This window comes from Streptomyces sp. NPDC001902, from assembly GCF_042891295.1.
In the GTDB taxonomy this organism is placed as follows: Bacteria; Actinomycetota; Actinomycetes; order Streptomycetales; family Streptomycetaceae; genus Actinacidiphila.
The window spans coordinates 156,235-179,510 of the sequence record NZ_JBIATA010000001.1 but is presented as its reverse complement, the minus strand read 5'-3'; the positions used below and the strand labels follow the sequence as shown (position 1 = coordinate 179,510).

Sequence of the window (23,276 nt, the reverse complement as noted above, 5' to 3'; positions counted from 1 at the left end):
CCCACCGTGACGCGTTCACACCGCCCGGAGCAGCACCGCCGGTTGTTCCACGCAGTCCGCGACGAAGCGGAGGAAGCCGCCCGCCGTGCCGCCGTCGCACACCCGGTGGTCGAAGGTGAACGACAGCTGGACCACCTGACGCACCGCCAGCTCGCCCTGGTGCACCCACGGCTTGGGGGTGATCCGGCCGACGCCGAGCATCGCGGCCTCGGGGTGGTTGATGATCGGCGTGGATCCGTCGACACCGAACACGCCGTAGTTGTTGAGCGTGAAGGTGCCACCGGTCAGCTGGGCCGGGGTCAGGCCGCCGGAGCGGGCCGCCTCGGTGAGCCGGCCGATCTCCGCCGACAGCTCCTCGGTGCTGCGCCGGTGGGCGTCCCGGACGACCGGCACGACCAGACCGCGATCGGTCTGCGCCGCGAAGCCGATGTGCACCTCCGGCAGCACGACGATCTCGCCGCGCTCGGTGTCCACCGTGGAGTTGAGCTCCGGGTAGCGGGCCAGGGCCGCCGCGCAGATCCGCGCGAACAGCGCGAGCACCGAGACCTTGGGACCTCCGGCGGCGTTCATCGCCGCCCGTGCCGCGAGCAGCTCCGTCGCGTCGGCGTCCACCCAGCAGGTGGCGTCGGGGATCTCCCGCCTGCTGCGGCCGAGCTTCTCGGCCACGGCGCCGCGGATGCCGCGCAGCGGGATGCGGGTGCCCTCGGCGGCGGCGGCCGCGGGCGCCGCGGGGGCGGCCACGGTGACCGGCGCCGCGGACCCGGTCGTGATGGCCCGTTCCACGTCCGAGCGCAGGATCAGCCCGTCGGGGCCGGAGCCCGTCAGCGCGCGCAGATCGAGGCCGTGCTCACGGGCCCTGCGCCGCACCAGGGGGGAGATGACGGCGACGGGACCCTCGTGCCGGACCGGCGCGGCGACCGCGGCCACCGGGACCGGGACGGGCACCGGGACCGGGGCGGCGGCCGGCGCGGGGCGTACCCGGCGGCGCCGGGCCGCGGGGCCGCTGGTGCCGTAGCCGACCAGTACGTTGCCGGATCCGGAGTCGCCGTCGGCCGAGGCGGCCGGGGCGGCGGGTGCGGGTGCGCCGGCGGCGTGCCGGTCGGGGGAGCCGACCGCGACCGTCAGCAGCGGCCGTCCGACGTCGAGGGTCTGGCCCTCCTCGCCGAAGCGCGCGGTGACCACGCCGCCGTAGGGGCAGGGCACCTCGACCACGGCCTTGGCCGTCTCGACCTCGACAACCGGCTGGTCGATGGCGACGACGTCGCCGACCTGCACCAGCCAGCGCACGATCTCGGCCTCGGTCAGCCCCTCACCCAGGTCGGGGAGGGCGAACTCGCGGACGACGGCCATCACGCCTCCTCCCACTGCAGGCGCCCGACCGCGTCGAGGACGCGGTCGACGCCGGGCAGGTGGTGCCGCTCCAGCATCGGCGGCGGGTAGGGGATGTCGAAACCGGCGACCCGCAGGACCGGGGCCTCCAGGTGGTGGAAGCAGCGCTCGCTCACCCGGGCGGCGATCTCGGCGCCCACACCGCCGAAGCCCGAGGACTCGTGGACGACGACCGCGCGGCCGGTACGGCGCACCGACGCGGTGACCGTCTCGTCGTCGAAGGGCACCAGGCTGCGCAGGTCGACGACCTCCAGGTCCCAGCCTTCCTGCACCGCGGCCTCGGCCGCCTCCAGGCAGACCGTGAGCGACGGGCCGTAGGTGATGAGCGTCGCGGAGCGGCCGCTGCGGCGGACGACGGCCCGTCCGATGGGGGCCACCTCCTCCGGCGCGTCCGCCGACCAGTCGGCCTTGGACCAGTACAGCCGCTTCGGCTCGAGGAAGATCACCGGGTCGTCGGAGGCGATCGAGGCCCTCAGCAGCCCGTAGGCGTCCGCCACCGTGGCGGGGGTGACGACGTGCAGACCGGGGGTGTGCGCGTAGTACGCCTCGGAGGCGTCGCTGTGGTGCTCCACGCCGCCGATGCCGCCGCCGTACGGCACCCGGATGGTCAGGGGCAGCGGCATGGTGCCGCGCGTACGGTTGCGCATCTTGGCGACGTGGCTGACGAGCTGCTCGAACGCCGGGTACGCGAAGGCGTCGAACTGCATCTCGACCACGGGGCGCATGCCGTACATCGCCATGCCCACGGCCGTACCGAGGATGCCGGCCTCGGCGAGCGGGGTGTCGGTGCAACGGCTGTCGCCGAACTCCTTGGCGAGGCCGTCGGTGATCCGGAAGACGCCGCCGAGGGTGCCGATGTCCTCGCCGAAGAGGTGGACCGACGGGTCGTCGGCGAGGGAGTCGCGCAGCGCGCGGTTGAGCGCCTGGGCCATGGTGGCCGGCTTGCGTCCGGTGGCCACGGGGGTCGCGGTGGTGGCGGTGCTCATGACTGTGCCTCGGCCTCCAGCTCGGCCCTCAGCATCGCGGCCTGCTCGCGCAGCTGCGGGGTGGGCTCGGCGTAGACGTGTGCGAACAGGTCCATCGGGTCGAGGACCGGGTCCTCGTTCATCCGTTCGCGCAGCGCGGCGGCCATCCGCTCCGCGTCCTCCTCGGCGGCGCGGACCATCGCGTCGTCGAGCAGGTCGCGCTCGCGCAGGGCGCGCTCGAGCACGGCGATCGGGTCGTGCTCGCGCCAGGCCTCGACCTCGGCGTCCTCCCGGTAGCGGGTGGCGTCGTCGGCGTTGGTGTGTGCGTCCATGCGGTAGGTGATCGCCTCCACCAGGGTCGGGCCGCCGCCCTCGCGGGCGCGGGCCACGGCCTCGGTGAGCACGGCGTGGACGGCCGCGACGTCGTTGCCGTCGACGAGCCGCCCGGGCATCCCGTAGCCGACGGCCTTGTGGGCCAGCGACGGGGCGGCGGTCTGCTTGGCGAGCGGCACCGAGATGGCGAAGCCGTTGTTCTGCACGAGGAAGACGACGGGGGAGTGCCACACGGCGGCGAAGTTCAGCGCCTCGTGGAAGTCGCCCTCGCTGGTGCCTCCGTCGCCGACCATGGCCAGGGCGACGACGTCGTCGCCCTTGAGCCGGGCCGCGTGCGCGAGGCCCACGGCATGCGGCAGCTGGGTGGCCAGCGGCGTGCTGAGCGGGGCGACCCGGTGCTCGCGCGGGTCGTAGCCGGTGTGCCAGTCACCGCGCAGCAGCGTCAGCGCCTCGACGGGGTCGACGCCGCGGGCGACGGCGGCCAGGGTGTCGCGATAGCTCGGGAACAGCCAGTCCTGGGGCTCCAGGGCGAGTGCCGCGGCGACCTCGCACGCCTCCTGACCGGTGCTGGAGGGGTAGACGGCCAGCCTGCCCTGCTTGGTGAGCGCGGTGGCCTGCCGGTTGTAACGGCGGCCGCGCACCAGCTGTCCGTACATCGTGGTCAGCACTCCGGCGTCGAGCGCGCCTGCCTCGGGGGTGCCGAGCAGTCGGTACGGCTCAGGGTCGGGCAGCAGCGGCGCCGGGTCGGTGCGGGGTTGCCAGACGTGCTGGTCCAGGACGGTCATCGCGAGCACCTCCTCGTGGGCGTGTTCGGTGGGGGGAGCGGGTATCGCTCCCCTACCGATTGTTCGGTCGCCGGAGGCATTTTGGCTACAGGTGTGTCCCGCCTGTGGACAAACGGTTCTCCACACCCTGAGATGGAGCCAGTACGTCCATGCTAGGGAGGCTCGGGGGCGTGACGGATTCCCAAATTTCTCGGGGCGGCGCCCCGGGACCACAGGCAGCGGCGCCGGACACCGGTCCGGCGGCGGTGCGTCCGCTGGACGCGATCGACCGCGCGATCCTGCGCTACCTGCAGGAGGACGGGCGGGCGTCCATACGATCGGTGGCCGAGCACGTCCACGTGTCCCGCGCCAACGCCTACGCCCGGATCAACCGCCTCATCGAGGACGGGGTCATCCGCGGCTTCACGGCCCGGGTCGACCACGAACGCGCAGGTCACGGCGCGTCCGCCTACATCACCTTGAAGATCGTGCAGAACTCCTGGCGCACCGTGCGGGAGAAGCTGCTGGAACTGCCGGGGGTGGCGCACATCGCCCTGGTGAGCGGGGACTTCGACGTTCTGCTGCTCGTCCACACCCCCGACAACCGCAGCCTGCGCGAACTGGTGCTCACCCGCATCCAGGCGGTGCCCGAGGTGCTCAGCAGCCGCACGCTGCTGGTCTTCGAGGAGACCGACCGGGTGCTGACCGACTGACCCCACCGGCACCGCCCGCCGGCACCGCCCGTGCTGGGGCTCCCCGGCGCGGCTATCCGGCGTACTTCTGCAGGAAGGCCGTCACGGTGGCCCAGTTGGGGTCGTAGGTGAGCATGCCCACGCCGTGCTGGGGTCCGCTGACGATGTCGAGCCGGTTCTCGGCCGCCTTCTTCGTGGCCTTGCTCAGCGCCTCGGTCGACTCCGCGAACGCGGTGTCGCCCGCCGCCGCCATGTAGAGCACGGGCGCGGTCAGCCGCGGCACCGCGGAGCTCGCGTCCATGGTCCCGTAGGTCTCGGGCGCGGAGAGCGAGACCACGGCGTCGACCGGCGGATCCACCGACGCGGCACCCGCCAGGACCGCCGTGCCGCCCTTGGACGCGCCCATGAGCAGGACGTGCCGCGCGCCCTTGGCACGCAGGAACGCCACCCCGCCCACGACCTCGGGCACCTCGCTGCCGTTGGAGTCGACGACCAGGACGCGGTAGCCGTCCTTCAGCAGGAGGTCGGCCTGCGGCATCCACTGGCACATGTCGCCGTCCGCCTGGTGCATCAGCAGGACGGAGGTGTCGCCCTTGCCGGCGAGCCAGGCGTCCACGGGGTTGTCGTCGGTGTCGTCGTAACTGACGGACCCGGACTTCGCCTGCGCGGCCGTCAGGCAGCCGAAGTCCTCCGGCGGTGTGGCGTCGGCGGCCTGACCGCCGTCGTCACCCCCTCCGCACCCGGCGAGCAGCAGGACGGCGGCTGAGGCGGCGCACAGGCGGGCACGGAGGGTGAAGGACATGGCCCCGATCGTGAGGGTTGGTCTGGACCAGCGTCAAGAGACGCGCAAGCCGTCGAAGGCCAGCCGCACGACGGCGTCCACGACCGCGGCGTCGTCGTGCTCCCGGGTACCGGCCGTGTGCGGCTGGTACCACTCGACTATGGAGTTGATCATTCCGAAGAGCAGCCTGGTCGCGAGCCTGGGCTCCACGTCACCGCGCAGGTCCCCCTCCGCGACGGCCGACTTCAGCAGGTCGGCGACCCGGTGGTCGAACTCCCTGCGGCGCTCCAGGGCGGCGCGCTCGGTCCTGGTGTTCCCGCGCACCCGCAGCAGCAGCGTGACGTAGGGAAGCTCCGCCATCAGCACCTCGGTGGTGCGGCGCGTGACGTACTCCAGCCGCTCCACGGCGCGCCCGCCGCGCGCTCCGGACTCCTCCAGGATGCCGAAGAGGCCGTCCAGGGCACGGCCGACGGCGCGCTCCAGGAGCTCCTCCTTGCCCCGCACATGGTGGTAGATCGAGGACTTGGAGATGCCGGCGGCCCGCGACAGGTGCTCCATGGACGTGCCGTCGTAACCGCGCTCGATGAAGACCGTCACGGCCACGGCCAGCAGCGAGTCCGGCGTGTAGGTGTCCCTCTTGGGGGCGGAGTTGTCGCGCTGTGCCATGGTCATGATGAGAGTAGTCTCCCCTCGGCCGCCGCGCGGCGGTTCAGCGGACGGGACGGCGCGTAGCGCCCGCCGGGGTACGCCTGGTGCAGGTTGCGCAGCACCTCGCGGACCCACTCCGGGCCGAGTTCGGCACCCCAGGCGAGCGGACCGCGCGGGTAGTTCACGCCGAGCCGCATCGCGGCGTCGACGTCCTCCGGTGAGGCCACCCCCCGGGCGACGGCGTCGGTGGCGAAGTCCACCAGCATCGCCACGGTACGGGCGACGATCATGCCCGGTACGTCCTCGATGACGCTGACCTTCTTGCCCAGCGCCTGGAACAGCCCGATCGCCGCCTGCACGGTCTCCGGGCGTGCCGAGTCGGACGGCGCGATCGCGACCCGGGTGGCCACCCGGTAGTCCAGCGCGAGGTCGAACTGCACGTAGTCGACGGCCGGGCCCGTAGTGGCCGGGCCCCCGTCCGCCAGGTACAGCCGGCCGCCGCCGGGCAGCTCGAGGTACCCGTCGTCCGGGTCGGCGACCTCGCCGTCCAGCACCTCGATGCCCGCCTCGGCGATCAGCCGGGGCAGCACCGCGGCCGGGCCGCGGCCGCCCATGCACACGGTGACCTCGGCGGGCGGCTTCTCCGGCCCCGCGGTGTGGGGGGCCGGGGCGGCGGCGCCCTCGGCGTGGTCGTACCAGCCGTGCCCGCTCTTGCGGCCGAGCCGCCCGGACTCCACCAGCCGCCGCTGGGCGAGGGAGGGGGTGAACTTGGGGTCCTGGAAGAAGGAGTCCCACACCGAGCGCGTGACGGCCTCGTTGACGTCCTGGCCGATCAGGTCGGTGAGCTCGAACGGGCCCATCCGGAAGCCGCCGCTCTCCCGCAGCACCGCGTCGATGGTGGCGGGGTCGGCCACGCGCTCCTCGTGGAGCCGGAAGGCCTCGGCGTAGAAGGGGCGCGCGACCCGGTTGACGATGAAGCCGGGGGTGTCGGTGCAGCGCACCGGTGTCTTTCCCCAGGCGGCGGCGGTGTCGTACACGGCCTGGGCGGCGGCCTCGTCGGTGGCGGCGCCGGAGACCACCTCGACCAGCGGCAGCAGCGGCGCGGGGTTGAAGAAGTGGAGGCCGACGAAGCGGCCCGGGCGCCGCAGCGCGCCGCCCACGGCGGTGACCGACAGGGAGGAGGTGTTGGTGGCCAGCAGGCAGTCCTCGGCGACCACCGACTCCAGGGCCGTGAAGAGCTGCTGCTTGGCGCCCAGGTCCTCCAGGATCGCCTCGACGACGAGCGACACGCCCGCCAGTTCCTCGATCTCCCGGACGGCCGAGAGCCGGCCGCGGGCCGCGTCACGCTCGGCGGCGGGCAGCCGGCCCTTCTCCACCAGGCGGTCCAGCCGTTCCGCCAGGGCCCGCTCGGCCTGCTCGGCCCGGCCGGGGCCCGCGTCGTAGAGCCGTACGGAATGGCCCGCCACCAGCGCGACCTGGGCGATCCCCTGGCCCATCGTCCCCGTGCCCACCACCGCGACCGTGCTGGATCGGTCAAGAGCGCTCATCGCCGCCACTGCTCCTCGCCAGTTGTCCACAGCTTCGGTCGGCCCCCTTGTCCCGACCGAACATTCGGTTAATCTAGCGGGGAAGCCAGCACCCTGCCCACCCCAATCCAGCTCGACGAGGAGTTGGCCCCATGGCTGCCGATCTCACCGCTGTCCCGTCGGTCGCACGGCACCGCGAGACGCTCGACAAGGCGCTCGAGGCGATCCGTACCCGCGAGTACTGGTCTCCGTACCCCGAGCACCCGAAGGCATACGCGGACGGCGAGACCGCCCAGGCCGCGTTCGACGCCCTGCGCGGCACCCGCTTCGACCTGGACCAGCCCGGCACCGACGGCTGGACCGGCGGCGAGGTGTCCCCGTACGGCATCGAGCTGGGTGTGGAGTACCCGCACCCGGACGTCGACGTGCTCCTCCCCGCGATGAAGGCCGCGATGCCCGCCTGGCGCGAGGCCGGCCCGGAGAACCGGGCCCTGGTCTGCCTGGAGATCCTGGCCCGGATCAACGCGCGCACCACGGAGATGGCCCACACGGTCATGCACACTTCCGGTCAGGCCTTCATGATGGCCTTCCAGGCCGGCGGCCCGCACGCGCAGGACCGCGGCCTCGAAGCGGTCGCGTACGCCTACGTGGAGCAGGTGCGCACCCCCGGCACGGCCGAGTGGGTCAAGCCGCAGGGCAAGCGCGACCCGCTGACCCTGCGCAAGGACTTCACGACGGTGCCGCGCGGCATCGCGCTCGTGATCGGCTGCAACACCTTCCCCACCTGGAACGGGTACCCGGGCCTCTTCGCCTCCCTGGCCACCGGCAACGCGGTCGTGGTCAAGCCGCACCCGCGCGCCGTGCTCCCGCTGGCGCTGACGGTCGGGATCGCCCGCGAGGTGCTCGCCGAGAACGGCTTCGACCCGAACCTGGTCTGCCTGGCCGCCGAGCGCCCCGGCGAGGGCCTGGCCAAGACGCTGGCGCTGCGCCCCGAGGTCCGCGTCATCGACTACACGGGCTCCACCGCCTTCGGCGACTGGCTGGAGGAGAACGCCCGCCAGGCCCAGGTCTTCACCGAGAAGGCCGGCGTCAACACCGTCGTCGTCGACTCCACGGACGACTACAAGGGAATGCTGTCCAACCTGGCCTTCTCCCTGTCCCTGTACAGCGGCCAGATGTGCACCACCCCGCAGAACCTGCTGATCCCGCGTGACGGCATCGCCACCGACGACGGCCACAAGGGCTTCGACGAGGTGGTGGGCGATCTGTCGGCCGCCGTGGGCGGGCTGCTCGGCGACGACGCCCGGGCCAACGCCCTGCTGGGCGCCCTGGTCAACCCAGATGTGAAGGCACGCCTGGAGGCCGCCGCCTCCCTCGGCGAGGTCGCGCTCGCCTCCCGCGAGGTCGCGCACCCCGACTTCCCGGACGCCGTGGTCCGCACCCCGGTGATCGTGAAGCTGGACGGCGCGAAGCCGGACGACGAGGCCGCCTACATGTCGGAGTGCTTCGGCCCGGTCGCCTTCGCGGTCGCCATGGACTCCACCAAGGACTCGGTCGACCTGCTGCGCCGCACCGTGCGGGAGAAGGGCGCCATGACGGTCGGCGCCTACACCACCTCCGGCGAGGTGGAGCGGCAGATCGAGGAGGTCTGCCTGGAGGAGGCCGCCCAACTCTCGCTCAACCTGACCGGCGGGGTGTACGTCAACCAGACAGCCGCCTTCTCCGACTTCCACGGCTCCGGCGGCAACCCGGCCGCCAACGCGGCCCTGTGCGACGGCGCCTTCGTCGCGAGCCGCTTCCGGGTCATCGAGGTCCGCCGCCAGGCCTGATCCGGCCCGCCCGCACCACCGACAGCCCCGTCCGGAGCAGCCCTGTCACTCCGGACGGGGCTGCTCCGTACCCACCCGCGCGTAGCGCTGGATCCAGGCGTGCATGGCGATGGCCGCCGCGGCCCCCGCGTTGATCGAGCGCGTGGAGCCGAACTGGGCGATCGAGCAGACCGCCGCCGCGTTCTTCCACGCCTCGTCGGTCAGCCCGGGCCCCTCCTGCCCGAAGAGCAGCACGCAGCGCCGTGGCAGTTCGGTGGTCTCCAGCGGCACGGCACCGGGGAGGTTGTCGATCCCGATGATCGGCAGGTCCTCCGCGGCCGCCCACGCGGCCAGCGCCGCGACGTCCAGGTGGTGGCGCACGTGCTGGTAGCGGTCGGTCACCATGGCGCCGCGCCGGTTCCAGCGGCGCCGCCCCACGATGTGCACCTCCTTGGCCAGGAAGGCGTTGGCGGTGCGCACCACGGACCCGATGTTGAAGTCGTGCTGCCAGTTCTCGACGGCGACGTGGAAGTCGTGGCGCCGGGTGTCGAGGTCGGCGACGATCGCCTCCCGCGTCCAGTAGCGGTACTCGTCCACCACGTTGCGGCGGTCGCCCTGCGCGAGCAGCTCGGCGTCGTAGCGCGGGTCCTCGGGCCAGGGCCGCGGGTGCGGCCCGACCCCGACCTCGGGGCCGAAGCCGTCGTCGTACTGCAGCGGCTCGGCCGCGTCGTCCTGGCTGGTGCTCACACCACGAGATTAGAGGGGGCGGGCTCGCCGGCCGGTCCCGGCCCTCGCTGCCCCGCGACCGCCCGCGCCTGCGCGTCCTCCGCGCCTTCACCGCCTTCCGCGTCCTGCGGCCGGCCGTCCTCGGACTCCCCGTCGGCGCCGCGCCGCAGCGGACGCACCATCCGGTCGCCCGCCCAGCGCAGGAAGCCGGTGGGCAGGAAGACCGCGTCGGCGGCGATCATCGCCAGCGAGAAGAACGGCAGTCCGAGGACGACCGCGATCGAGGCGTGCTCCAGCATCATCAACGCGAGGAGCACGTTCTTCACCCGGCGGTTGAAGAGGGTGAACGGGAAGGCGACCTGGACGATCACCGTGCCGTAGGTGATCACCATGACCATCAGTCCGCTGGCGGCCATCGCATGGGACAGCCCCGGCCAGGGGCTGAAGTCGTCCAGGTGGAGCGGGTAGTACACCGCGGTGCCGTCCTGCCAGCGCGAGCCCTGGACCTTGTACCAGCCCGCCGTGGCGTAGATCAGGCACACCTCGACGACGATCACCAGCAGACCGGCGGCGTGCAGGATGTTCGCGAGGATCCGAAGGACCGTGCGCGGCTCGCCCGGCGCGTACCGCCGCACCGCCCACCACACGGCCTGCAGCAGCAGGAAGCCCCACAGGAACGGCGTCCAGCCGAGCCAGGGCAGCAGGCCGTCGGTCCAGTTCAGGCCGGTACGGCCGAGCAGCTGCGCCACGGTGAGCACGAGTCCGAGGACGATCCACAGCGCGATCCCCGCGCCGTCGCCGTCCCGCCCCTTGGCGCGGCGGCGGGCGTCGAGCGACCAGACCTGCCCGCACCGGGTGAAGACGAGGTAGATCGCCATCAGGTGGATCACGTTGTCGCCGCCGTCGCCGACGAACACGCTCCGGTTCTGCAGGGAGAGCACGCCGATCATGAACAGCAGCGAGGCCGTGCGGGTCCGCCAGCCGAGCAGCAGCATCGCGCTCGCCACGATCGCACCCGCGTACACGACCTCGAACCACGCGTCGGCCCTGCCCCACAGCAGCAGGGTGAAGGCGTGGTTGTCGGCGACGAGCCGGTTCGCCAGGTCCCAGCTCCACGCCCCGTCCGGCCCGTAGAGCTCGTGGCGGTGCGGCCACTCGCGCAGCAGGAACAGCAGCCAGGCCAGTGAGATGCCGATCCGCACCACGGCGGTCTGGTACGGGCCGACGGTGGTGCCGGTGATCCGGGCCAGGCCACGCGACAGCCCGCCCGCGGCGGAGTCGAGCAGTCCGGCGAAGGGGGACGGGACGGGGGCCGGGCGGGCGGCGGGGGCCGGGCGGCCGCGGGCCGCTGCCGGCTCGGGTACGGGGCGGTCCACGGGCTCCGCGGCCGCCCCGTGCGCGGACTCGTTCACGGCTTCGCTCACGACGCCTCCTCCCCGCTCTCGTCTCCCTCGTCCTCGTCCGCCGCGTGCGCGTTCCACCAGGGCAGCACCTGGAAGGTGGTGCGCGTGTCGATCTCCTCGGGGCTCCAGGTGGGGGCCGCGACCGGCGTGGTGCCGGTGCGCACCTGGAGGCGGACGACGTCGCCACCGTCGAGCCGGGGCCCGATGCGGTCCTCCACGATGCGTTCCAGGTACCGCCTGCTCAGCTCGCCGCGCACGCCGATCGGCTTGTCCTTCTCACCGTGGGAGGCGGCGTAGAAGCTCCACGCCCGGCGCAGCTCGTTCTGCTGGGTGTGGCTGGGCAGAACGTTGTGCCTGATGGCGGCGATGTCCATGGCCGTGAGGTCGATCCAGCCGGTCACCTGGTCGGTGCCGTCGTCCTTGTGGACATCGGCGCGCGCCCAGACGTGGATGTTCTGCTGGAGCGGATTGGGTGCGAAGAGCTTCCAGTTCTGCTCGAACTCGGGGTAGATGTAGCTGCCGACCAGGTCGCCGTGCTTCTTGGTGGCGGTGTTCGTGGGCGCGACGTGCAGGAAGACCATGAGCAGGTGCACCGCGACGCCGACCACGGCCGCGGCCAGCGCCAGCGCGACCACGGCCCGGGCGGGTGGCGACAGCGCGGCTATCCCGGCCGGTCCCCCGGACTCCTCGGGTGGCTCCATCGTGGTTCTCCGCTCGTGTTCCCCGTGTTCCGCTCAGCACGGAACGGTACTCATGCCGCACACGTGCGGTACAGCCGTCCCGGTCAGCACGGGCCGCGGGCGCCACGGGCAGGGTCAGGGAGGAGGCTACGGGGATGTGGACTTCCCCGCCCGGTCCGCCTAATCTGACACACCGTCAGAATGGACGCGTCCGGGAGGTCGGGCCATGGACTTCAGCTTCAGCGAGGAGCAGCTGGCGGCCGTCGAGGCGGCACGGGCGGTGTTCTCCGGCGTGGCCCCCGACGCCGTTCCGAGCCCCGCGCTCACCGCCGGTGCGGTGGCGGAGGACTTCGACCGCCCGCTGTGGCGCCGGCTGGCCGCCGCCGACCTCCTCGGGCTGGTGCTCGGCGAGGCGTACGGCGGGGCCGGCCTCGACCCGGTCGCACTGTGCCTGGTGCTGCGCGAGGCCGGGGCCGTGCTCGCCCGGGTGCCGCTGCTGGAGACCTGTGCCGCCGCGCTCGCCGTGCAGGGCGACGGCCCCGAGGAGCTGCGCGCCCGGCTGCTGCCCGCGGTCGGCCGCGGCGACCTCGTCCTGACCGTCGCCTCCGCGGGCCGCACCGGCCACGACGGCGCGGAGCTCGCCGTCACCGCGCGGCCCGTGGACGCGGACGGGGACGCGAACAGCCACGGGCACGGCGCCGCCCGCGACTGGCTGCTCGACGGCGTCCAGACCGCCGTCCCCTGGGCCCCGCAGGCCGACCTCGTCCTGGTCCCGGCCTCCGCCGCCGGAGGCCGCACGGTCATCGCCCTCGTCCCGCGCGAGGCGGTCACCGCGGCCGAGCAGATCTCGACCAGCGGGGAGCGCCACGCCGAGCTCCGGCTGGACGCCGTCCGCGTCCCCGCGGGCGACGTGATCACCGCCGACGGCGCCTGGGACCGGCTGCGCCGGCTGCTGACCACCGGCACCTGCGCCCTGGCGCTGGGGCTGGGCACCGCCGTCCTGCGCATGACCGGCGCCTACACCGCCAAGCGCGAGCAGTTCGGGCACCCGCTGGCCACCTTCCAGGCGGTGGCCGTGCAGTCCGCCGACCGCTACATCGACCTGCGGGCGATGGAGGTCACCTGCTGGCAGGCCGCCTGGCGGCTGGACCCTGCCGACGTCGCGGTCGCCAAGATCTGGGCCTCGGAGGGCGTACGACGGGTGGTGCAGACCGCGCAGCACCTGCACGGCGGCTTCGGCGCCGACACCGACTACCCGCTGCACCGCTACCACGCCTGGGCCAAACAGCTGGAGCTCTCCCTCGGCCCCGCCGCCGCCCACGAGGAGGAGCTGGGCGACCTGCTGGCGGCCGAGGCCTGACGGCCCCGGGGCCGCCCCGCGGGCCTCAGAGCACGTGCGCCGGGCCCGCGCCGTCCGTCACCAGCGGGCGGCCCGCGGCCTCCCAGCCGAGCATGCCGCCGTCGACGTTCACCACGTCGAGGCCCTGCGCGATCAGGTACTGGGCGACCTGCGCCGAGCGACCGCCGACCCGGCACACGACGTGCACCCGGCGGTCCGCCGGGACCTCCTCGATGCGGGCCACGACCTCGCCCATCGGGATGTGCACCGCGCCCTCGGCGTGCCCGGCGTCCCACTCGTCGTGCTCCCGGACGTCGAGCAGGTAGCCGTCGGCGGGGACCTGCGCCGCGTCCACCGCGGGCAGCTGGGCGTAGAACATGGAACGGACTCCTTCGGTCGGGGCGTGCACGTCGAACGTACCCGACCCGCTAATCGGACCCCTTCGAGGAGCGCACCAGCTCCGCCAGCCGGGCCTCCCGGTTGGCCACCTGGTTGAGGAGGTTCTCCGCGATCTCGTTGAGCAGCCCGTCCGGGTCCTCCGGGGCGAGCTTCATCATCTGCGCGATCGCGCTGTTCTCCAGGTCGGCGGCGAGCGCGGCCAGCCGCTCCTTGCGCTGCGCGAGCCACTCCAGCCGCGCGTACAGCACCTCGGCCTCGCTCGGCTGCTCCTCCTCCGGGATCGGCCCGGCCTCCCACTCCTCCGCGAGCTCCCGCAGCCGCTGCTCGTCGGCGTAGGTGTACGCCTCGTTGACCCGGGCGATGAACTCGCTGCGGCGCTCGACCTCGGCCTCGTCCTGCGCCAGGTCCGGGTGGGCCTTGCGGACCAGCTCGCGGTAGAGCCGCTGCGCCTCCTTGCCCGGCCGCACGCGGCGCGGCGGGTTCGGGTCCTCCTGGGGCCGGACCCCGTCCGAGCCGAGCAGGCCCTCGAAGAGCTCCTCCACCCCCGGCATCGGCATCACGAGGGCGCGCGCCTCCCAGGCGCGCTGGATGTCCTCGCGGGAGCCGCTCTTGGCCGCGACCGCCTCCGCGATCAGCGCGTCGAGCTCGTCGAGCCGGGCGTACATCGGGCCGAGCTTCTGGTGGTGCAGCCGGGAGAAGTTCTCGACCTCCACCCTGAAGGTCTCCACCGCGATCTCGAACTCGATCAGGGCCCGCTCGGCGGCACGCACCGCCTGGGCCAGCCGGTCCTGGGGTTCGGAGGATGCGGCGGCCGACTCGGTGCCGGGGGCCGACTCGGTGCCGGGGGAATTCGTCACCGGTCCAGCCTACGAGGAGTGGGGGGCGCCGGTCACAGGGTACGGCCTCGTACCTGCCCCGGCACACCGGCGCCCGGGCCCTCACACACCCTGTTCCGCGGCGATCCGCCCGGCCCGCACCTCCGCCACCAGCTCGGCGTGGTCCGCCTCGGTCCGGTCCGCGTACGCGACCGCGAAGGCCGCGACCGCCTCATCGAGTTGCCCGCCCTTTCCGCAGTAGCCCGCGATCAGCCGGGGGTCCGCGGAGTGCGCGTGCGCCCGGGCCAGCAGCGCGCCCGTCATCCGCGCGTAGTCGTCTATCAGGCCGGCCTCCAGTGCCGCGGGGTCGACGCTGCCCTTGCGGTTGCGGAACTGCCGTACCTGGTGGGGACGGCCGTCCACGTCGGCCCAGCCCAGCAGGCTGTCGCTGACGACCTGCATGCGTTTTTGGCCCAGCACCACGCGCCGTCCCTCGTGCTCCACCACGGGCGCGTCGAACCCGGCCTTCCCCAGGTACGGCAGCAGCGCGGAGGGCCGGGCCTCCTTCACCTGGAGCACCAGCGGCTGATCGAGGTGGTCCAGGAGCAGCACCACGTACGACCTCGTGCCCACGCTGCCCGTCCCGACCACCCGGAACGCCACGTCGTGCACCGCGTACCGGGCCAGCAGCGGCCGCCGGTCCTCACCGATCGTCGCCAGGTAGCCGCCCTCCGACAGGGCCCCGGCGACCGCCGCCGCCTCCCCGTCCGGCGCCCGGCGCAGCACCGGGGGCGCGTCGACGAAGCGGCGGCCGCCGCCCTCGACCTCCTCCGTGGCCCGCGCCGCGAACTTGGCGCTGGTGTTGCGGCGTGCCTTCCCGGCCACCCGGCGCAGCGTGCCCGCCAGGTCGCGGGCGTCGGCGTGCGCGACCAGCTCCTCGTCGGCGATGGCGTGCCAGGCGTCCAGCACCGGCATCTTCGCCAGCAGCCGCATGGTGCGCCGGTACGCGCCCACCGCGTCGAACGCGGCACCCCGGCACGCGTCCTCGGCCGCCCCGGCCTCGCGCCCGGCCAGCACCAGGGAGGCGGCGAGCCGCTTGACGTCCCACTCCCAGGGGCCGTGGACGGTCTCGTCGAAGTCGTTGATGTCCATGACCAGCCGGCCCAGATGGTCCCCGTACAGGCCGAAGTTGGCGGCGTGCGCGTCCCCGCAGATCTGGGCGCCGATGCCGGTGACCGGGCCGCCCGCGAGGTCGGCCGCCATCAGCCCGGCCGAGCCGCGGAGGAAGGCGAAGGGGCTCGCCGCCATCCTCCCCACCCGCAGCGGGACGAGTTCCGGGATGCGCCCGAGGCTCGACTCCCGCACCGCCTCCACCGCGCCCGGCCGGTCCGCACCCGGAGTGAACACCGCGTGCGCCTCGCGCGGCACCGCCTCCCGCAGCGCCTTGCCCTCCTGCTTGGGCGCGCCGTCGTGCGGCCATCTCTGGAACCCCGCGATGTGCGGAAGCCTGTGCTCCACGTGCTCTTCCTCCCCACGGGCCATGCCCGGTTGGTCACTCCTGGGGGCAATCTAGCCATTTACCGGACCGCGTCCGATGTTTCATGCTTGCCTGGACGGTGAAGACCCGACCCTGATGCTCCTTCAGCCTTCCGCGCCGAACCGCAGCCGAACCGCAGGTGCCCGACGTTGGACGAGATGACCAGGCTTCCCACGACCACGACCACGACCCCGCTCGCAGCCACCGGTGTCTCCGCGCTCGTACGCCTCGCCGTGCTCTGCGTCGGCCCCGACGGTGACATCTCGTACTGGAACCGCGGCGCCGAGGAGCTCTTCGGCCACCGCTGGGAGGGCGTGTTCGGCCGTCCGGCGGCCGGACTGCTGCCGCACACCGCGGGCCGGCACCCCGGTGAGCAGGACGCCCTGGAGGTGCTGGACGAGTTCACCCGGTCCGCCTGGGCCGGATCGCTGCCCACCACCGACCGTGACGGCGGCGTCAAGGACGTGGTGTGGTGGTCCTACCGCATCATGGAGCCGGCCGGCCGGAGCCTGCTGGTGATCGCCGCCAACGCCCGCCCGTTGCGCGACACCGGGCCGCGTCTCGCGCTCGGCGACCACCTGCTGCCCTACACCGCCGACGGCACCACCGCCCGCGGCGCCGTCCGCATCATCCCGCGCCTCGCCCCGGCCGCCGACCCCGCGCACGCCGAGCACCTGGCCGGCCGGCTGGGCTCGGTGCTGCCCCGGGTCAGCGCGGGCCGGCTGGACCGGATCGTCCGTCAGATCGTGCCCCTGGGCTACCCGGCGGTGGAGGTCGACGGCACCGTGCTGCTCCCCGTGCTCCCCGAGGAGCACGGCACGACCGTGGCCCAGCCCGCCGCGAACCCCGCAACCGGCCGCACCGCGCGGCCCACCCGGCCCGCCCGGCGCACCCGGCCCGCGCAACCGGAGCTGCTGCCCGGCCCCCGCGGCGACGTCGCGGCGCCGGTACTGCTCCCGGTGGCCGCCCCCAGCGTCTCGCTCGCCCCGGGCCACGTGCTGGACGAGCAGCTCGCCCTGCTCCGGGAGACCGGGGCCAAGGTCGGCACGACCCTCGACCTGGCGACGACCGCCCGCGAGCTGTGCGCCGTCACCGTGCCGCGTTTCGCCGACTTCGCCGCCGTCCTCGTCGTCGACCAGCTGTTCTCCGACTCCGAGCCGCCGAAGGACGACCTGACCGGGGACACAATCATCGCGCGCCGGGTCGCCGTCGCCCACACCGACACCACTCCCGGCCCGTGGGCGGCCGCCCTGCCGGAGGGCGAACTGATCCCGCTGCCCGCCGACTCCACCCCGCGGCTGGGCGAGCCGCTGCTCGTACCGGTGATAGACCCGGCACTGGCCCGGGACATCGCGCTCGACCTGGGCGTCCCCGGGCTCGGCCCGTTACTGCCCGAGCGGTCGATGGTCGTCGTACCGCTCACCGCACGGGGCACGGTGCTGGGCCGGATGTGCTTCCTGCGCCACCCCGGCCGCCGTCCCTTCGACGCCAAGGACGCCGCGACCGCCGCCGAGGTCGCCGCCCGCGGCGCGGTGCAGTTGGACAACGCCCGGCTGCACCGCCTGGAGTCACGCGCCGCCGCGACCCTGCAGCGCAGCATGATGCCGACCCGCCCGCCCCGCATCCCCGGGGTGCGGATCGCCCACCGGTACATGCCCGGTGACCGCCAGGCCCAGGTCGGCGGCGACTGGTTCGACGCCATCCAGCTGCCCGGCGGGCGCGTGGCGCTGATCGTCGGCGACGTGATGGGCCACGGTCTGCTGTCGGCGGCCGTGATGGGCCAGTTCCGCACCTCGGTGATCACGATGGCCGCGCTCGACCTGCCGCCCGCGCAGTTGCTGCGCCACCTGGACAACCTCGCCCACCGCCTCGGCGCCGAGCACCTGGCGACGTGCGTGTACGCGGTCTACGACCCGATCCACCGGACCCTGACCCTGGCCAACGCCGGCCACATCCCGCCGGTGCTGGCCCGGCACGACGGCCGCAGCGAACTGCTGCAGATCCCCAAGGGCGCCCCGATCGGCGTCGGCGGCGTGCCCTTCGAGACGGTCGAGATCCCGGTACCGGACGGCAGTTGGCTGGTGCTGTGCACCGACGGCCTGGTGGAGGTGCGCGGCCAGGGGATAGACGCGGGCCTGGCGGCGCTGTGCTCCAACGTCATCGAGCCCCAGCAGACCCCCGAGGACGTCTGCGAGCAGATCCTCAGCCGTGTCCACTCCGACGACCGTCGCGACGACGTGGCGCTGCTGGTCGCCAACTTCCAGGGCATCCCGCCCGAGGACGTCGCCGAGTGGCGGCTGTCGATGGACCTCTCCGACGTCCGGCGGGCACGCGCGCTCACCCGTGAGCAACTGGCGCGGTGGGGGCTGGAGGGGGTCAGCGACCTGACCGAGCTGCTGGTCAGCGAGCTGGTGACCAACGCGCTGCGGGTCGCCTCGCACGAGGTGTCGCTGCGGCTGATGCGGGTCGGCAAGCTGCTGGTCGAGGTCAGCGACGACGACCACAACCTGCCGCAGCTGCGCCGCGCGGACGCCGACGACGAGGAGGGCCGGGGCCTGGCCCTGGTCAGCAACCTCTCCCGGCGCTGGGGCACCAGCCGCAAGGCGGTCGGCAAGGTCGTCTGGTTCGAGCTGCCGCTGCCCGCCTGACCCTGGGACGAACCGGACCGGACCACCCCGATCCGGTCAGATGTAACCTACAAGCATGCAGGCCGGCAAAGGCGCGTCCGTCGAGACGATCCACCGCGAGATGACCGCGTTCGCCCGCCGCGCACGCACCGCGGTGGCCCGCATGCACCCACAGCTGTCCCTGGTGGCGTACACGCTGCTGGCCCACATGAGCGAGCACCGGGACTGCCGGGCCACGGACCTCGCGCAGGCGTTCCTGCTGGACAAGTCGACGGTCAGCCGCCAGGTCGCCACCCTGGAGCGGCTGGGCCTCGTCGAACGGCGCCCCGACCCCGCCGACCACCGCGTCCAGGCGCTGCTGCCTACCGCGGCGGGCGCGGCCGTGCTCGCCGAGGCAAACCGCGCCGCACGGCGCATCGTGTGCGGGAGGCTCGCGGACTGGGACGACACCGACCTGGAGCGCTTCGCCGCCTACCTGACCCGCTACAACGACGCCGCGGAGCAGCAGGGCTGACCCGGCGTCAGCCGGTCGCCCCCGCCCCTGAGCCGCAGGCCTCCGCGCCCTCCGTGCAGGCGGCCGCACCGTCGGGGAGGTACTTCTCCGCCCACGACCCCAGCTCCCCCAGGGCCGGACCGAGCGCCTCACCCGCCTCGGTGAGGCGGTAGCTCACCCTCAGCGGCGGGCCGGGGTCCACCTCGCGGACGACGATGCCCGCCTCGGCCAGCTCCGTGAGCCGGTCGGAGAGCATCCGTTCGCTGATCTTGGGGATGGCCCGGCGCAGTTCGACGAAGTACGCCGGCCGCTGCGTGAGGACGGCCACGATCAGGCCGCTCCAGCGCTTGCCGAGGATCCCGAAGACGCGGGTCAGCCCGACGTCGACCTTGGCGCACGGCTCCGCGTCGTGCGCGGCCGGCTCAGTCCCCTGTCCCATGGCCACAAGGGTACCCGGCTTGTCGTTACGTGCTGCAGAAAAGTAAGGTCCTGTGGTAGCAATAGCAACGCACGAATTTTTCACTCCGAACTTTACGGAAGTGGAGGCACCCCCATGCCCACGCTGCTGCACCTCGACTCGTCCATCTGGCCCTCCGAGACCTCCGCGTCCCGTGACGTGGCGAACTCCTTCCGCAAGGAATGGGAGGCCCAGCACCCGGGCGGCGTCGTGATCTACCGCGACCTGAACGCCGAGCCCGTGCCGCACCTCGACGCGACCCACTACGTGGGCGGTGCCGAGCACCCGCTGCGCAGCGAGCTGGCCGACGAACTCGAACGGGCCGACGCCCTCCTGATCAGCGCGCCGATGTACAACTTCTCGATCCCCAGCACCCTCAAGGCCTGGCTCGACCAGGTGATCATCCTGGGCCGCACCGCGGGCGAGCAGCCCTCCGCCGCGGACACCCCGGTCGTCGTGGTGGCCAGCCGCGGCGGCGGCTACGGCCCGGGCACCCCGCGTGAGGACTTCGAGTTCGTGACCAACTACCTGGAGAAGGTCCTGCAGGGCTGCCTCGGCATCACCGACGTCGAGTTCATCGTCCCCGAGCTGACCCTGGCCCGCGTCGTCCCGGCCATGTCCGGTCTCATCGAGGCCTCCGACGCCTCCCGCACCAAGGCCCACGAGCAGGCCACCGCCAAGGCCAAGGAGCTCGCGGCGCGCGTCGCCTGACCCCCGTCCCGGCCCGCCCCGACGCACGGAGGGGCCGCGTGGCGTGCGCCACGCGGCCCCTCCGTCGTACGTGCCCGGCCGCCCGGGCGTACGGCTACCGCACGCTCACAGGTTGACGCCGAAGTCCTGCGCGATGCCGCGCAGGCCCGAGGCGTACCCCTGGCCGACGGCGCGGAACTTCCACTCGGCGCCGTTGCGGTACAGCTCGCCGAAGACCATCGCCGTCTCGGTCGAGGCGTCCTCGGAGAGGTCGTAGCGGGCGAGCTCGTTGTTGTCGGCCTGGTTCACCACACGGATGAAGGCGTTGCGGACCTGGCCGAACGACTGCTGGCGGGTCTCGGCGTCGTAGATCGACACCGGGAAGACGATCTTCTCGACCTCGGCCGGCACGGTGGCCAGGTTCACCTTCACCTGCTCGTCGTCACCCTCGCCCTCGCCGGTGAGGTTGTCGCCGGTGTGCTCCACCGAGCCCTCCGGGCTCTTCAGGTTGTTGAAGAACACGAAGTGCTTGTCCGAGACCACCTTGCTCTCGGCGTTGACCAGGAGCGCGCTCGCGTCGAGGTCGAAGTCGGTGCCGGTGGTCGTACGGACGTCCCAGCCCAGACCGACGGTGACCGCGGTCAGTCCCGGGGCCTCCTTCGTCAGCGAGACATTGCCGCCCTTGGAAAGGCTGACACCCATGGGATCTCCCTGCTCATTCCGGCGCGGGCCGCGCCCCTTGACGATTCCTTTGCCCAATCGCTCAACGGCTCTCCGGGGCCGCGGGTTCCCGGCGCCGCACCCGTTCACCTGAGTGCCGTACACGCCCGTACGACGGGCGTGGGAACGGTAGAAAGGACCCATGGCCACCGGCTCCCGCGCTCCGTCCGACTCCCCCTCCGGCGCCGACGACCCCGGGAGCACCGCAGAGGAAATGGTCGGCGCCCTGCTGACGGCGTCCCGGCTCCTCGTCGCGGTCTCCGCCCGCTCGCTCGCCGCGGTGGAGGAGGCACTGACCCTGCCGCAACTGCGCATGCTGGTCGTCCTCGAGACGCACGGGGCGCTGAACCTCTCGCAGCTCGCCGCCGAACTGGGCGTCCAGCCCTCCACGGCGCTGCGCATGCTGGACCGCCTGGTGGCGATCGACATGGTCACGCGCGACGCCTCCCCCACCGACCGGCGCACGACCGTCATCTCGCTGACCGCGACCGGGCGGCGCACCGTGAACGACGTCACGGAGCGCCGCCGGGCCGAGATCGCCCGCATCGTCGACGCGATGCCCGCAGGACAACGCCGCCACCTCGTCCAGGCCCTCCAGGCCTTCGCCGAGGCCGGCGGCGAGCCCCCCGTCGGCGAGCGCGACGCACATCACGCCGGCTGGTGACCCTCCCGCCGGCGTGCGGCGGTCAGGACGGCTGGAAGCCGCCGACCTGCGGGAGATCCCCGGCCAGCCCGAGCTTCGCGGCGGTCAGCTCCACACTGCCCTTGCCGGTGGGCCGGGTGGACGTGCCGGGCAGGACCCACGCCGCGCCGCGGGAGCGGTCCTCGCCCTCGCCGCCGACGATCACATCGGGGTGACCGTCCTTGTTGAGGTCGCCGAGCGCCAGTGTGGTGCCGAACCCGTCAGCGGGCTCCGACGTGCCGGGCACCGACGGGGTCTCCTGGGACAGCGCGTACGAGCCGGAACCGAGCGCGCCCGTCCTCTTGCCCGGGATGTGGCCGTCAGCGGGTCGGCGCCAGGGGAGCGGCACGAGGCCGTGTCCCGGGCGCTGCCGACCGGGGCGCGGGCGGTCGTGGCGCCGCGCGACGGTGACCGGTACCTCTACGACGTCCTCCTGCGCGCGAAGACCGGCTCGGCGGCGGTGGGGGTCATCGCCGTCTCGTGAAGACCGCGGGTCGCACCCGTGGGAGGCCCCCCAGGGCGGTGGGCAGGCTGATGGTGCCCATTCCTTCTCCGAGGTTGCGGGAACTGCTGACCGCCCTCGCTCAGCTCGCGCCCTTCTGCCGCGGCGAGGGCCTGCCTGCGTCAGCGGAGATCTGGCCGTCTCGCAAGGTCATCGAACGGTTCATCGCTGTTGGCTGTCCCCAAGTGGGAAAAGGCACCCGGGGCAACTACCGCACCCGTCTCTTGCGCCTACGCGAGATCCTCTTCGGCGGTGAATGCCGCACCGGCGCCCCTGCCGGGCTCTCCGCCGCAACCGCGAACCGCCCCTACGGCAGCACCGAGTTGCCTGGCCAAGCCGGGAGAGTGCCCCGCGTACAACGGGCCGAAGACCATCCGTCGCCTCCGGGAGCGCGGCTACACGCCCGGCTACCTGGCCGACGACCGCGCCTCCAACAACTCCGAACTCCCGCTGGTCGACCCACAACCCGGTCCGACCGGGCCTGTCAAGGTCAGCCGCCAGCGCGCCATCACACTCGCCCCAGAAGAAGGGGCCAAGCACTGGCAGGCCCTGGACTACGGCGACGAGCAGTGGCAGAAGATCTACTTCCGCCTCCGCAACAGCATCGAAGGCTTCAACGGGTTCGCCAAGAGCCCACTCGCCGAGACCATCGAATCCTCACGATCCCGGCCCATCCGCGGGCTCGCCGCCCAGACCATCCTCTTGGTCTTCCAGCTCGCCCATGCCAACCGGCGAAAGATCACGACCTGGCTGGACAGCCTGGCACTCGGCGGGCAACGCCCCATCAGGCGCACCAACCGCAGACGCAAGACGAAGCCCCTTGGTACCTGGACGCCAACCGGCCACCTGACACCCGCCACTTGAGTGACGCGCCTCACAGGTGAACATCACCCATACGAAAGAGCCCTCTCGCTGACCGCTCATGGCCAGCGAGAGGGCTCCAGCGTGTGAAGGATGCGGCGACAAGCCGAGCCAGCGGGCCGACCCGTTGATCAACACGAGAAACGGGCCCCAGACTGCGACTTTCGTCACTGTCCGGAGCCCGTTTCGTCGGTACTCCTGTGTGCGCGAGGGGGGAGTTGAACCCCCACGCCCTTTCGGGCACTGGAACCTGAATCCAGCGCGTCTGCCTATTCCGCCACCCGCGCATGGGTGTTGTCTTCCGGATCCGTTCACACCTTGGGGTCTTCCCCGTCCGGTGCGTCAGCCCCTTCCGACACGGAGAACATTAGCACGCTGCTCAGGGTGGAATCACATCCGTTTCCGGGCACCCCCGAGCGAGGGGAACCGTCCTCTGTTG

Annotated in this window: 24 protein-coding genes and 1 tRNA gene; 9 read left to right on the top strand and 16 right to left on the bottom strand. The window is 72.9% G+C overall.

Features of this window, described 5'->3' with window-relative positions:
* Positions 1-15: 15 nt before the first annotated feature.
* The 3 genes from ACFYYN_RS00840 to pdhA are packed head-to-tail and all read right to left on the bottom strand — an operon-like array spanning position 16 to position 3,472.
* The gene (locus tag ACFYYN_RS00840) at positions 16-1,350 is read right to left on the bottom strand and encodes a dihydrolipoamide acetyltransferase family protein (RefSeq protein ID WP_500544201.1); all 1,335 of its coding nucleotides are present in this window, start codon (positions 1,348-1,350) and stop codon (positions 16-18) included.
* A complete protein-coding gene (locus ACFYYN_RS00835; protein ID WP_500544200.1) occupies positions 1,350-2,375 on the bottom strand; it encodes an alpha-ketoacid dehydrogenase subunit beta in 1,026 nt (341 codons plus the stop codon). Before ACFYYN_RS00835 ends, ACFYYN_RS00840 begins: the two co-directional genes overlap by 1 nt.
* Positions 2,372-3,472 (bottom strand): pyruvate dehydrogenase (acetyl-transferring) E1 component subunit alpha, encoded by a 1,101-nt coding sequence (gene pdhA, locus ACFYYN_RS00830; RefSeq protein ID WP_500544199.1) that lies wholly within the window; start codon positions 3,470-3,472, stop codon positions 2,372-2,374. Before pdhA ends, ACFYYN_RS00835 begins: the two co-directional genes overlap by 4 nt.
* A gap of 149 nt (positions 3,473-3,621) precedes the next feature.
* On the opposite strand from pdhA, the gene ACFYYN_RS00825 reads away from it, so the two are divergent.
* Positions 3,622-4,164, top strand: a complete 543-nt coding sequence (locus tag ACFYYN_RS00825; RefSeq protein ID WP_078619887.1) for an Lrp/AsnC family transcriptional regulator — start codon at positions 3,622-3,624, stop codon at positions 4,162-4,164.
* Between the two features lie 52 nt (positions 4,165-4,216).
* Here the strand turns inward: ACFYYN_RS00825 and ACFYYN_RS00820 are convergent, their stop codons facing one another.
* Genes ACFYYN_RS00820 through ACFYYN_RS00810 form a run of 3 tightly spaced genes read right to left on the bottom strand, consistent with a single transcriptional unit; the run spans position 4,217 to position 7,119 of the window.
* On the bottom strand, positions 4,217-4,945 hold the full coding sequence (locus ACFYYN_RS00820) for an alpha/beta hydrolase family protein (RefSeq protein ID WP_500544198.1): 729 nt from the start codon (positions 4,943-4,945) through the stop codon (positions 4,217-4,219).
* A 33-nt stretch (positions 4,946-4,978) separates the two neighbouring features.
* Positions 4,979-5,596 (bottom strand): TetR/AcrR family transcriptional regulator, encoded by a 618-nt coding sequence (locus ACFYYN_RS00815; RefSeq protein ID WP_500544197.1) that lies wholly within the window; start codon positions 5,594-5,596, stop codon positions 4,979-4,981.
* Positions 5,593-7,119 (bottom strand): 3-hydroxyacyl-CoA dehydrogenase, encoded by a 1,527-nt coding sequence (locus ACFYYN_RS00810; protein ID WP_500331588.1) that lies wholly within the window; start codon positions 7,117-7,119, stop codon positions 5,593-5,595. Before ACFYYN_RS00810 ends, ACFYYN_RS00815 begins: the two co-directional genes overlap by 4 nt.
* Positions 7,120-7,250: 131 nt before the next feature.
* On the opposite strand from ACFYYN_RS00810, the gene paaN reads away from it, so the two are divergent.
* On the top strand, positions 7,251-8,927 hold the full coding sequence (paaN, locus tag ACFYYN_RS00805) for a phenylacetic acid degradation protein PaaN (RefSeq protein WP_500357394.1): 1,677 nt from the start codon (positions 7,251-7,253) through the stop codon (positions 8,925-8,927).
* Between the two features lie 45 nt (positions 8,928-8,972).
* Here the strand turns inward: paaN and ACFYYN_RS00800 are convergent, their stop codons facing one another.
* The 3 genes from ACFYYN_RS00800 to ACFYYN_RS00790 are packed head-to-tail and all read right to left on the bottom strand — an operon-like array spanning position 8,973 to position 11,736.
* Complete coding sequence (locus ACFYYN_RS00800) at positions 8,973-9,653, bottom strand: TrmH family RNA methyltransferase (RefSeq protein ID WP_500544196.1); 681 nt, start codon at positions 9,651-9,653, stop codon at positions 8,973-8,975.
* Complete coding sequence (locus tag ACFYYN_RS00795) at positions 9,650-11,056, bottom strand: HTTM domain-containing protein (protein WP_500544195.1); 1,407 nt, start codon at positions 11,054-11,056, stop codon at positions 9,650-9,652. Before ACFYYN_RS00795 ends, ACFYYN_RS00800 begins: the two co-directional genes overlap by 4 nt.
* The gene (locus ACFYYN_RS00790) at positions 11,053-11,736 is read right to left on the bottom strand and encodes a DUF5819 family protein (protein WP_500544194.1); all 684 of its coding nucleotides are present in this window, start codon (positions 11,734-11,736) and stop codon (positions 11,053-11,055) included. Before ACFYYN_RS00790 ends, ACFYYN_RS00795 begins: the two co-directional genes overlap by 4 nt.
* A 205-nt stretch (positions 11,737-11,941) precedes the next feature.
* Here ACFYYN_RS00790 and ACFYYN_RS00785 point away from each other — a divergent pair, with 205 nt between their 5' ends.
* The gene (locus ACFYYN_RS00785) at positions 11,942-13,075 is read left to right on the top strand and encodes an acyl-CoA dehydrogenase family protein (RefSeq protein WP_500544193.1); all 1,134 of its coding nucleotides are present in this window, start codon (positions 11,942-11,944) and stop codon (positions 13,073-13,075) included.
* Between the two features lie 25 nt (positions 13,076-13,100).
* On the opposite strand, the gene ACFYYN_RS00780 is transcribed toward ACFYYN_RS00785, so the two are convergent.
* The 3 genes from ACFYYN_RS00780 to ACFYYN_RS00770 form a co-directional block, all read right to left on the bottom strand.
* The gene (locus tag ACFYYN_RS00780) at positions 13,101-13,433 is read right to left on the bottom strand and encodes a rhodanese-like domain-containing protein (RefSeq protein WP_499512856.1); all 333 of its coding nucleotides are present in this window, start codon (positions 13,431-13,433) and stop codon (positions 13,101-13,103) included.
* Positions 13,434-13,482: 49 nt separating this feature from the next.
* Positions 13,483-14,310 (bottom strand): hypothetical protein, encoded by an 828-nt coding sequence (locus tag ACFYYN_RS00775; protein ID WP_500544192.1) that lies wholly within the window; start codon positions 14,308-14,310, stop codon positions 13,483-13,485.
* Positions 14,311-14,391: 81 nt separating this feature from the next.
* On the bottom strand, positions 14,392-15,810 hold the full coding sequence (locus ACFYYN_RS00770) for a DUF2252 domain-containing protein (RefSeq protein ID WP_500544191.1): 1,419 nt from the start codon (positions 15,808-15,810) through the stop codon (positions 14,392-14,394).
* Positions 15,811-15,963: 153 nt separating this feature from the next.
* Here ACFYYN_RS00770 and ACFYYN_RS00765 point away from each other — a divergent pair, with 153 nt between their 5' ends.
* Positions 15,964-18,453, top strand: coding sequence for an ATP-binding SpoIIE family protein phosphatase (locus ACFYYN_RS00765; RefSeq protein ID WP_500544190.1), 2,490 nt, complete (start codon positions 15,964-15,966; stop codon positions 18,451-18,453).
* A 55-nt stretch (positions 18,454-18,508) separates the two neighbouring features.
* On the top strand, positions 18,509-18,946 hold the full coding sequence (locus tag ACFYYN_RS00760; RefSeq protein ID WP_500331603.1) for a MarR family winged helix-turn-helix transcriptional regulator: 438 nt from the start codon (positions 18,509-18,511) through the stop codon (positions 18,944-18,946).
* A gap of 7 nt (positions 18,947-18,953) precedes the next feature.
* Here ACFYYN_RS00760 and ACFYYN_RS00755 read toward each other — a convergent pair whose 3' ends face one another.
* A complete protein-coding gene (locus ACFYYN_RS00755; RefSeq protein WP_499512861.1) occupies positions 18,954-19,364 on the bottom strand; it encodes a winged helix-turn-helix transcriptional regulator in 411 nt (136 codons plus the stop codon).
* A gap of 114 nt (positions 19,365-19,478) precedes the next feature.
* On the opposite strand from ACFYYN_RS00755, the gene ACFYYN_RS00750 reads away from it, so the two are divergent.
* Positions 19,479-20,093, top strand: a complete 615-nt coding sequence (locus ACFYYN_RS00750) for an FMN-dependent NADH-azoreductase (protein ID WP_500359617.1) — start codon at positions 19,479-19,481, stop codon at positions 20,091-20,093.
* Between the two features lie 105 nt (positions 20,094-20,198).
* Here the strand turns inward: ACFYYN_RS00750 and ACFYYN_RS00745 are convergent, their stop codons facing one another.
* Positions 20,199-20,774: a TerD family protein gene (locus tag ACFYYN_RS00745; RefSeq protein WP_500544189.1), complete on the bottom strand. Its 576-nt coding sequence runs from the start codon at positions 20,772-20,774 to the stop codon at positions 20,199-20,201.
* Positions 20,775-20,934: 160 nt separating this feature from the next.
* Between ACFYYN_RS00745 and ACFYYN_RS00740 the strand changes: the two genes are divergently transcribed.
* Positions 20,935-21,456, top strand: a complete 522-nt coding sequence (locus tag ACFYYN_RS00740) for a MarR family winged helix-turn-helix transcriptional regulator (protein ID WP_499512863.1) — start codon at positions 20,935-20,937, stop codon at positions 21,454-21,456.
* A gap of 22 nt (positions 21,457-21,478) precedes the next feature.
* Here ACFYYN_RS00740 and ACFYYN_RS00735 read toward each other — a convergent pair whose 3' ends face one another.
* Positions 21,479-21,823, bottom strand: a complete 345-nt coding sequence (locus ACFYYN_RS00735) for an FG-GAP repeat protein (RefSeq protein WP_500544188.1) — start codon at positions 21,821-21,823, stop codon at positions 21,479-21,481.
* Between the two features lie 6 nt (positions 21,824-21,829).
* On the opposite strand from ACFYYN_RS00735, the gene ACFYYN_RS00730 reads away from it, so the two are divergent.
* Positions 21,830-21,958, top strand: coding sequence for a hypothetical protein (locus ACFYYN_RS00730; protein WP_500544187.1), 129 nt, complete (start codon positions 21,830-21,832; stop codon positions 21,956-21,958).
* Positions 21,959-22,228: 270 nt separating this feature from the next.
* The gene (locus ACFYYN_RS00725; RefSeq protein WP_500544186.1) at positions 22,229-22,840 is read left to right on the top strand and encodes a hypothetical protein; all 612 of its coding nucleotides are present in this window, start codon (positions 22,229-22,231) and stop codon (positions 22,838-22,840) included.
* Positions 22,841-23,040: 200 nt separating this feature from the next.
* On the opposite strand, the gene ACFYYN_RS00720 is transcribed toward ACFYYN_RS00725, so the two are convergent.
* Positions 23,041-23,124 (bottom strand) — tRNA-Leu (locus ACFYYN_RS00720).
* Positions 23,125-23,276 lie beyond the last annotated feature (152 nt).

Excerpts from the sequence above, each read along its gene's own strand:
- ACFYYN_RS00840 (WP_500544201.1), bottom strand. The coding sequence starts at position 1,350 with ATGGCCGTCGTCCGCGAGTTCGCCCTCCCCGACCTGGGTGAGGGGCTG.
- ACFYYN_RS00835 (WP_500544200.1), bottom strand. The coding sequence starts at position 2,375 with ATGAGCACCGCCACCACCGCGACCCCCGTGGCCACCGGACGCAAGCCG.
- pdhA (WP_500544199.1), bottom strand. The coding sequence starts at position 3,472 with ATGACCGTCCTGGACCAGCACGTCTGGCAACCCCGCACCGACCCGGCG.
- ACFYYN_RS00825 (WP_078619887.1), top strand. The coding sequence starts at position 3,622 with ATGCTAGGGAGGCTCGGGGGCGTGACGGATTCCCAAATTTCTCGGGGC.
- ACFYYN_RS00820 (WP_500544198.1), bottom strand. The coding sequence starts at position 4,945 with ATGTCCTTCACCCTCCGTGCCCGCCTGTGCGCCGCCTCAGCCGCCGTC.
- ACFYYN_RS00815 (WP_500544197.1), bottom strand. The coding sequence starts at position 5,596 with ATGACCATGGCACAGCGCGACAACTCCGCCCCCAAGAGGGACACCTAC.
- ACFYYN_RS00810 (WP_500331588.1), bottom strand. The coding sequence starts at position 7,119 with ATGAGCGCTCTTGACCGATCCAGCACGGTCGCGGTGGTGGGCACGGGG.
- paaN (WP_500357394.1), top strand. The coding sequence starts at position 7,251 with ATGGCTGCCGATCTCACCGCTGTCCCGTCGGTCGCACGGCACCGCGAG.
- ACFYYN_RS00790 (WP_500544194.1), bottom strand. The coding sequence starts at position 11,736 with ATGGAGCCACCCGAGGAGTCCGGGGGACCGGCCGGGATAGCCGCGCTG.
- ACFYYN_RS00785 (WP_500544193.1), top strand. The coding sequence starts at position 11,942 with ATGGACTTCAGCTTCAGCGAGGAGCAGCTGGCGGCCGTCGAGGCGGCA.
- ACFYYN_RS00780 (WP_499512856.1), bottom strand. The coding sequence starts at position 13,433 with ATGTTCTACGCCCAGCTGCCCGCGGTGGACGCGGCGCAGGTCCCCGCC.
- ACFYYN_RS00770 (WP_500544191.1), bottom strand. The coding sequence starts at position 15,810 with ATGGCCCGTGGGGAGGAAGAGCACGTGGAGCACAGGCTTCCGCACATC.
- ACFYYN_RS00765 (WP_500544190.1), top strand. The coding sequence starts at position 15,964 with ATGACCAGGCTTCCCACGACCACGACCACGACCCCGCTCGCAGCCACC.
- ACFYYN_RS00760 (WP_500331603.1), top strand. The coding sequence starts at position 18,509 with ATGCAGGCCGGCAAAGGCGCGTCCGTCGAGACGATCCACCGCGAGATG.
- ACFYYN_RS00755 (WP_499512861.1), bottom strand. The coding sequence starts at position 19,364 with ATGGGACAGGGGACTGAGCCGGCCGCGCACGACGCGGAGCCGTGCGCC.
- ACFYYN_RS00750 (WP_500359617.1), top strand. The coding sequence starts at position 19,479 with ATGCCCACGCTGCTGCACCTCGACTCGTCCATCTGGCCCTCCGAGACC.
- ACFYYN_RS00745 (WP_500544189.1), bottom strand. The coding sequence starts at position 20,774 with ATGGGTGTCAGCCTTTCCAAGGGCGGCAATGTCTCGCTGACGAAGGAG.
- ACFYYN_RS00740 (WP_499512863.1), top strand. The coding sequence starts at position 20,935 with ATGGCCACCGGCTCCCGCGCTCCGTCCGACTCCCCCTCCGGCGCCGAC.